7 protein-coding genes are annotated in these 8,569 nt (G+C 55.9%); 2 read left to right on the top strand and 5 right to left on the bottom strand.

Annotated elements, in window-relative coordinates; translation table 11 throughout:
• Positions 1-490: 490 nt before the first annotated feature.
• On the top strand, positions 491-1,348 hold the full coding sequence (locus CO655_RS30280) for a DUF3800 domain-containing protein (RefSeq protein ID WP_245423963.1): 858 nt from the start codon (positions 491-493) through the stop codon (positions 1,346-1,348).
• A gap of 526 nt (positions 1,349-1,874) precedes the next feature.
• Positions 1,875-3,797 (top strand): DUF4236 domain-containing protein, encoded by a 1,923-nt coding sequence (locus CO655_RS30275; RefSeq protein ID WP_097667733.1) that lies wholly within the window; start codon positions 1,875-1,877, stop codon positions 3,795-3,797.
• Here CO655_RS30275 and CO655_RS30270 read toward each other — a convergent pair.
• The 5 genes from CO655_RS30270 to CO655_RS30250 are packed head-to-tail and all read right to left on the bottom strand — an operon-like array spanning position 3,791 to position 8,463.
• Positions 3,791-4,951 carry a hypothetical protein gene (locus CO655_RS30270; protein ID WP_097667732.1) on the bottom strand — a complete coding sequence of 387 codons (1,161 nt, stop codon included), beginning with the start codon at positions 4,949-4,951 and terminating at the stop codon, positions 3,791-3,793. The two genes, CO655_RS30275 and CO655_RS30270, sit on opposite strands and share 7 nt — an antisense overlap.
• A gap of 23 nt (positions 4,952-4,974) precedes the next feature.
• On the bottom strand, positions 4,975-5,619 hold the full coding sequence (gene hxsA / locus CO655_RS30265) for a His-Xaa-Ser repeat protein HxsA (protein WP_097667731.1): 645 nt from the start codon (positions 5,617-5,619) through the stop codon (positions 4,975-4,977).
• Positions 5,616-6,698, bottom strand: coding sequence for a His-Xaa-Ser system radical SAM maturase HxsC (gene hxsC, locus CO655_RS30260; protein WP_097667730.1), 1,083 nt, complete (start codon positions 6,696-6,698; stop codon positions 5,616-5,618). Before hxsC ends, hxsA begins: the two co-directional genes overlap by 4 nt.
• Positions 6,695-8,101, bottom strand: coding sequence for a His-Xaa-Ser system radical SAM maturase HxsB (hxsB, locus tag CO655_RS30255; protein ID WP_097667729.1), 1,407 nt, complete (start codon positions 8,099-8,101; stop codon positions 6,695-6,697). Before hxsB ends, hxsC begins: the two co-directional genes overlap by 4 nt.
• Positions 8,098-8,463, bottom strand: coding sequence for a hypothetical protein (locus CO655_RS30250; protein WP_141514382.1), 366 nt, complete (start codon positions 8,461-8,463; stop codon positions 8,098-8,100). The genes hxsB and CO655_RS30250 overlap by 4 nt, the downstream gene beginning before the upstream one ends.
• Positions 8,464-8,569 lie beyond the last annotated feature (106 nt).

Below are 8,569 nucleotides of genomic sequence, written 5' to 3'. Positions count from 1 at the left end.
ATCAGGGGGCGGATTGCCTCGGAATTTGCATGAGAAGGAGAGCGACCGCGACCAGGTGCGGAAATATCTCCCCGCGATCATCGAAGCCCTATGTCCTAAGTGAAAAGGCTAGGAAACTCATTTTCTCACCGATCGGGTTAATTGGAGCAAGGTCGCGCTGCAACGCCGGCTGATCTGACGGCGCAATGAGATCTGGATTCCGCACATTTTTATCTAGCCTACGATGGCAACCACCTGATTTGTATCCGGGAGACCAGTTCATTGATCGAAGCCGACGTGGCCGATGTATATGGAAAGCTGACGTACCACTGGCTGCTGTGCTTGACCATTCTGCCGACCGCCTTCGTCAGGATTGAATCAGCCGCCTGACTGCCCCCAGCTTCGTGCGATATTCCTCACCAACCGCCGCAAGCTTGAGCAGGTGCTAAGCGACATCAAGGTGGATGGTAAGTGAGCAAAAATTATGTATTTGCGGGTATTAGTAGTCGAGTTGAACGAATCCTATGGACTGCCACGAGAGATTGCTTTGCCTGTCACCTTGAACCTCTACCTCGACGATTCCGGAACTAGACATCCCACCCACAAGGTCGGGAAGAAAGCGGCGCACGGGTATGACTGGTTCGCACTCGGTGGAATCCTGGTTCGAAGTGACGAAGAGGACAACGCCCGAGATCTTCACGCAAAGTTCTGCGAGAAATGGGAAATCACGGCGCCCTTGCACTCGTCGGAAATCAGATCGCAGAACGAGAACTTCGATTTCCTGCGGGGCTGGGAGAAGGACAAGCTGGGAGCATTCTACGAAGAACTTTACATTCTAATGCGAGAGGCGCCCGTGGTGGGTATCGCGTGCACTGTCGACCGTCCCGGATACTGTGGACGATACCTCGAGCAGTACAAGCAGAATCCTTGGATGCTCTGCAAAACCGCCTTCACTGTCGTCGTCGAACGCGCCGCGAAATACGCTATCGCCCAAGGCATGAAGCTGCGCGTGCATCCTGAGCGCTGCAACAAGGCCGAAGATGCGAACCTAGAGGGCTATTACAAGGCTCTAAAGGCGGAGGGAATGCCGTTCGCTAAGGACAATTCCGATAAGTATGGCCCCTTGACCCCCGAGCGGTTTACCCAGGCGCTCTACGAGTTCAAGACCAAGCGGAAGACTTCACCGATGGCACAACTGGCGGATCTGTATCTTTGGCCGATCTGCATGGGCGGCTATCATGCCAGCAATCGTCCTTACCAGCGCCTGATCGGCGATGGAAAGCTGATTGACTGCCGTATTAAGGAAGACGAGCGGCCGATGCTCGGATCCAAATATAGCTGCTTTGAGAATATCGAGCGGAAGACCTAAAAACTCAAAAAGCCTCCGATGTTTCCATCGAGGCTTTTGGGCGACCGCAAAGGCGATCTCGTGGGCCAGGCCCGGCCGAATAACTATCGTACCCCATGATTTGTTGCAAGGAATTTTTCGTTAAACCGAATTAACCTGACGGTGGTCTGAACGAAACATTCGTCGAATCATGTACGAGCTGGCATCGCTCGTTCCCGCGTAACCTATCAGCAAGCGGCTGTTGTTGTCGACATACCCCCGCGCGATGAATTCCACGGTCACCGTCCCGCGCGGCTGCCGACTTCGTCGATCAGAAGCTCGATCCCGACCACCTTGCCCTTAGGATAGTTCCTTGGAAAACGATGATGTGTGCGAACCGGCACATCAGGCTGCGATGTTAATTTTTGTAGAATTGAACTGCCTTGCCGTTATGAGCTGTTGGCGGCTATCGATCGGGGCCGGACCTGAAAAGCCAAGTCACAAAATTCTTCGTTGCAGCCAGGAATCTGTGTAACATCCACGTTGCAATGGGACTGGGGGGCATGGGGTGCCATTCTACATACGCAAGTCAGTCAAGGCGGGACCATTCCGGTTTAATTTTTCCCAAGGAGGTATCGGCGTCTCTGTCGGCGCGAAGGGCTTAAGGGTCGGTACCGGACCTCGGGGCCACTATATCCATGCCGGACGAGGCGGACTATATTATCGAACGTCACTTGGCAATGCTGGCCAACGTCGACAGCGGGCTGTGAGCGAGCCACCGCCCGCTCAGGTCACTTTTGAAGTACCTGCGGTCAACATGATCGAGTTCGAGTCCGGCGACGTCTTGTTGATGCGCGACGAGAACTTCGGCGAAGTGTTGGACGAAATCAACGCGAAGGCCAATCAATGGCGGTTGTCGGCTCTTTTCGGATGGCTCGCGGCCCTCCTCGGCATCCTTGTGCTGGCGAAAGCGCCGCCAGTGGGGATTTGGGTGTTGATCGCGGCCCTTCCCGCCTGGGCGATCGGGTCATGGCTCGACTCCTACCGCCGGTCGACAGTTCTCTTCTATGATATCGATGGTCCGGTCGAGCAGGCATACAAGGAGACGATCGCGGCTTTCGATGACTTACGCTCCTGCGCCGGCAAATGGCATATCGAGGCTGGCGGTGCGATCAACGATCTAACGACCTGGAAAAGAAATGCAGGCGCATCCCACCTGGTAAAGCGAACCGCCACGAAGCTCGTCTACGCTTTACCCAAGGTTATCAAGAGCAATATAACGCCGCCCTCGATACATGTCGGCAAGCAGGTCATCTATTTCATGCCGGACGTTGCTTTGGTAGCCCACAATTCGCGCTTCGGTGCAATGTCATATTCTGATCTCCGCGCTCGCTGGCAGGCGTCACGGTTTATCGAAGATGGTCATGTCCCTCGTGACGCGAAGGTCGTCGACCACACTTGGCAGCACCCCAACAAGAATGGCGGGCCCGATCGGCGTTTTCGGAATAACCGCCAACTGCCTGTCTGTCTGTACGACACCCTTCATCTGCAAAGCGACAGCGGTCTCAACGAGGTACTGGAATTTTCGCAAGTGGGAAAGCTGGCTAGCTTTGTTGCCGGTTTCCAAGCTTTAGCGAGGGCAGAGATCGAGGCCTCACAAGCACCGAAGACGATCCCATCGACCGCAACGCCAGTATCGCCACCAGTGGCACTAAGTTCGCCTCTGCCGGATACACAGAGACGAAAGAGCGCTGTGCCTGCTATGGCCCTCATCATTGGCGGCATCTTTGGGCTTCCTATTGCTATCGCCGCACTCCAAAACGCGGAGAAATCGACTAGGCCCGCCACAACGCAAGCCGCTGTTCCCACCGGTTCGGGGCAAGTTGCGTCGTCATCGTCAACGCCGGGAAGGCCCGCGGCCTCTGCGGCCGGTTCAGCACAGGTGGCATCATCACCGTCGACGATGGCCTCTGCCACAACCTCTTCTGGCTCCGCCTCGGAAACCAGCAACCTGGCACCCCCCATCCAGGCACCGAACGTTGACGCAACGGCGACAGCAGATGGTCAGATATCTTCGACACCTGCCGCCCTTCGGGCTGATCAGGAGCCCGCACCCGATCCTGCGATCTTTGAGACGCTCGCGGCGGCCGCGACTGCGCCCGCCGCGTCTACGGCAGTTGCGACATCAGAGCCGCCTGTCACGCCTTTCATCGCCCCACCGGAACCGAAGTTCGCCTACATGAAGCAGCCCTTCCAGCTGAGGGATGGACCCGGTGCAAAATACATCCCCGTCGGGGCAGTCGGCCAGAATGCTTTGCTCGCCATCCTTGAGACGGAAAGCGGATGGGTCCATGTCTCTGGTGGTCCGTCAGCGATGGGATGGGTACCGAAGGAGCTGCTTGGTCAACGTCCAGTTTCGCGTCCAGCAACCAAGCCCAAGGTGCAGAACACCTTCCAGTCCCCGCCCGCGTTTGGTGGTCGGACCTATTGAAGAGTGCACGGTCCCCAAGTCGCATCAGCTTTGCGGCACCAGCCGCTGTTGCTCAATTCCGTCAGAAGCAGTGCTTGTGAATTACAAGCGTCCTGCGCGTAGGATAACGAGCACGCAGCGTTGTCGGTCAGCCAGCGACGAATAATCCGATCCGGCCCAGCCACCGAACTGTCCTTGGTCGTGATCTTACCGTTCTCCGCCAGAATTTTGTGGGTCGCGGGGTCCCAGGTCATCACCGCATTCACCGCGCCAGACGACGATTTTTTACGTGCGGGGCTGTGCGTATACCAATCGACCACAGCGAAGACGGTACAGATGTCAAAGCACGCCGCGCGTGCTGTGCCGGATCGAACGGCATAAATGCGCACAGGCCACCGTTCAGCGAACTGTTGCTTCTCGTTTATGACGTCTGCCTTCGAACGCTGGGTGCCGTAATAAACAATGGAGTCCCCATAGTTGTTCGCGAGGAAGAACATTCCTTCGTTCGTCGACCAGGTCCGCTGCATTTCCTGGAAGAACTGTAGCGCTGCATCGTTCAACGCAGTCGAGGGAGGCTCGTTGGATACGGCGGTCTCTTCCGCCGTGGGTGCCACATAAGGGGTCGGCTGGCCAGTCACGAGACCAAAGCCAGCCATATCGATCAGCGACAGCACCCGTCGATCGCCGTCGGACAGACCGGTGACAAATGTGAACAAGGTGGGGTCGAGGCCCATCTCTGCGAGGTAGGCTTTGTATCTATCGGTGCCGGTTTGCTGGCCCGAGATTCCCGGGGAGAGGAGCGTCCGATCAACGACCACCGAGGCGTCTTCCGCAAAACGCTGCACTCCACCGGCAAAAGCGAGTAAGCATGCGGCCTCGCATATCGAACCAGAAACCTGCAACGTCGAAAGCTTCAGCCGACGAATAGCCCGGCCGTATCCGATCGCGGCATCCGTATCCCCGCCCGGCGAATTGAACGCGATGAATTTCGGAGTGCTGTTCTTAATTTCGGCTTCGAGCTTATCAGGAAGATCGCTGGGCTCGAACGTTCCTTGAATCAATAAGATGTCGTTGTTCGCCGCTTTCACATGGGCAAATCTGATCGCCGCGTTACTGGGGCTTGCGATTAGCGCGGCCAATGAAATGAGGGCGGAAATGAAGACAGACGAGCGCATCGCTCCCTCCCGACCTCATTGGGTCAGTTTGTTGAAATTCCAAAAGCTGTGAGAACCTGGGGCGTGATCGTTCCGGTCACCTTCAGCCCATAGGCATCCTGCATTTTAGTGAGTCCGGCTCTCGTCGTGGCATCGACCTGCCCTGTTATCGGGCCGCCGTAATAGCCAAAGGCAACCAGAGCGGTCTGAACCTGAATAACGATACGGCGAAATTTGTCTGAGTTGCCTGGCAACGTCTTCAGTGGCATTGGCGCTGTGTTCACCGAGGAAGATTGCGGGGCAACCTGCGTCGGATAGCTGCCAGTCGACGTCGCCGCCGGTATGTTAGGAGTAGTAGGAAGACTTCTGATGACGGGTCCGGGATTGGGCGAATAGCGCGGGGTCGAGTCGGGCTGCGTATAGGTCGTGCTGTTGTTATAGTCGCCGCGCGGCAAGACGTAGCCGCCGCCTGAGCCTGATGCATGGCTCGCGTGACTAGCATGACTTGCGTGGCTCGAATGTGAGCTATGGCCTGCGAGGGTGTAGACCTGCTTGACCTGCAGCCGCTCAAAGAGAGTGGGTTCTGGCTTCTTTTTGGGAAGGCCGACAAGTGGCGCTGCATCGCTTTTCGATGGCATGAACCCAGCCGCAATCAATGACGGCACCAGGTAAACCTTGCGCTTCTTCATTGTTGTGACAGTCCCCCAAAACCCTGATCAGCTTTATACCATTCAAAAAATCCACCACAAGTAGAGCGAAGCCCACATTCGCCGCACTCTTCCAAGAATTTGTTCTTCCAGTCTGAAATCGTGCCCGGTGCCAGATGCCGGTACTGTGGGGGAACCGTGCAAAGCGGGAAATTATAAAGAAGAGTCTGGATACCGCGCCCAATTGAGAGATTGATGGCGCTCCGCAATTTGCCGAAATCCAGCGACGTATCCTTGAACGAATGCGCCCAATTCATTCTGCCGTAGCCGATATTTTCTAGTTGCATGATGGCCCAGACATCAATGAACGGAAGCCGGGTCGAGGCGTAGTCCGCAAGCTGTGGCAACACATTCCAGTTCTGCTGAAGGACAACCGTCCGAAGCTCGACGGCCGCCCCCGCCCTCATTAGCGTCATGAAATTCTGCGACAACGTTTCAAACGCACCCGGCTTTGCAACGATGCTGTCGTGAAGTTCGGCGTGAGGCGCATACAGCGGAATGCCCCACAACACGCGCTCCCTTCCGATCTCATCAATTAGGGCAATGTCGCCAGGTTCGAAAAACTGGCCGTTGGTCAGAACATGGAACGAGATATCCGGTCGGGCCTTCGCAGCGGCGGCGAGGAATTGAAACAGTCTTCGTTTGTGCAGCAGCGGCTCGCCGCCAGATATCGTGATCCGAGCGTCTTCCGGGGCCAAGGTGGCGGCGACTGTGAATTGGTCGAATAGATCGACGTGATATTTCTTCGGAGGTTGCGAGCACATCACGCAGAGTTGGTCGCATTGCTCGGTAACCAGGAAGGTGTTGTGCCTCGACCCTGCTCGCACCAATCGATGAGCCGAGTTTCGACCGGGAACTAGAAGGAGCACGTCGCCGTCGAGATCGGTTTGGGGACCGCAATAAACGCGAAGCGAATAGCCCGCGAGATCGAAGGTTTGACTCTCGTGGTCACGATCGATCAGGACAGCATCATGCTCACTCTCCACCGCGTCCGTGCGCAAGCGAACTATACTTGGATGGTCGATTGGAACGTCATCGATCTTGAGCCGCAAATCGATCATCTGTGTATCGGAGCCAGCGAAGGATCGAACTCCGGAATTCCGGCCCATGCCGCAAGGCTCTTGAGAGCTTTTTTGTCATCCGAATAGAGCAGCTCGAATATCTTGTCGAAGATCGCGGTGTGGCGTCGGCAGAAGGTAGTGTCACGCTTCGGCACGTCGATACGGCCATACCGGGAGAGGTCGTCGATCACGTCAATGCCGCAGGCCGCTTGGTATGGACAGTGGATGCAATCTGGATGGAACGAGTTAGTCGCTTCCTCATTCAGGACATCCAGCTTTGCCTGATCGATGCCATCCCAAAGGTTGCCGACACTCAGGTCGATCTGCCCCACTCTCGTCACCATCCTGGCTTCGTCCGACGGATAAAATGTGCCGTCGAAATCGATGACCAGGTAGTCCTTACCGAGGATGTTCGGGTTGCGAAGGTCCACATGGTGGTTATGGCCGCCGCGCAGCACCCGGCGAAGACAATGCGTGAAGTAGAATTCCTCGACAGGAAAATCTGCTGTCCAATTGTGCTCGATCAACGCATCGATGAATCGGCCATGATAGTCGTTCCATCGCTCATCCATGCCCATTGTCTGGTATCGCTTCCGAGCGAAACCTTGATGGTTGATAGGCCGGAGGAAAATGGAACGAAAGCCGAAGTCGCCGAACGTCTCAATGATCTGGTTCGGGGTTGGCAAATTGTTGACATCAAGCGTGGGCAACGCCGACACTTTCCCTTGCCCCAGCCTTCCGATCCCATAGCGAAGGTTCGAAACAAACTGGTCGGTGCCGCGGGATGTGATTGTCCGCTGCCGTTGGTGAGCCGAAAGGTCGCCATCCACCGACGTGCTAACGAATGTGTCCGAAGCGTCGAGAAGCGCCCAGGCTTCATCGGAAACAGACTGCAGATTGGTGCAAACGGTGAAGGTTACATCCTTGAATTTGCGCCGCGCAAACTCTCGAACCGTCTCCAACAGATCCAATCGCAAAAGCGGTTCGCCGCCTTGAAACTCGATTTTCGCACTTGCTGTGTCCATGCCATCGAGAAAACGAAGAACCTGGGCGAGCGTGTCCTCGGTCCAGTCAAACCCACTGGTGTTTTCGTTGACCCGCGACACCTGGCAGTAGCCGCACGCCAAATTGCAGCGAAGTGTCGGCACGAGGATGACGTAGTTCAGCTCCTGCGGACGATGCAGTCGCTGTGCCCACCGATATGCAAATCCGATATATGCTGGGTCGCCGACTTCATCGAATGCATGCCCGTTCGAATGAAGAAACCCGCTATCTGAGGCAGTCAGATCGCCACCTGCGTATCGCTCAAGGAATCTGCCATCTGCCCGGAAATATCCACCGGCGTCGTCAACGAATAGGTAATCAGAAGCCAAACGCGTGAATTTCAGAGGGAAGACGGTCATCGCCCGAGGACACCGCTGATGAGCGCCCTTCGCAGGGGAAGCGTCTCTGTATAAATTTTTTCGCGATAGAGGCAGTGTTGAAAATCCGAAATCAACACGTCGATCAGCGGCGAACCGTCATCGAATAACGTTATTTGTGTAGACAATTCGACCTTCGCAACAGCATTCATCGCGTTAAAACGAAGGATGGCCGCAGCAAGGTAAGGTCGATGCGCTTCGTCGATATCGATTAAGGTGCGTCGTTCATATCTCTGGATCGGCGTGCTGAATTCTGTTCTTTCCATCGGACAATGGCGATCGACTCCCTCTTCGCATGGATTGTAGCAACTCGGCCGCTTGATCACCAGATGGTTGTATTGCATTTTCCTGAGAATAATTTGACGCTCATCACCCTTATGGGGCCGGAAACCAGTTCGGAAGGAGAGTGGTCTCGCGGACGGAGGTCCTGAGCCCATCTCGGCTTCTTGC

The sequence above is a fragment of the Rhizobium sp. M1 genome (genome assembly GCF_002531805.1).
GTDB lineage: Bacteria > Pseudomonadota > Alphaproteobacteria > Rhizobiales > Rhizobiaceae > Rhizobium > Rhizobium etli_C.
Note: the sequence above shows the minus strand (reverse complement) of the source record. Positions and strands in the feature narration are given on the sequence as shown.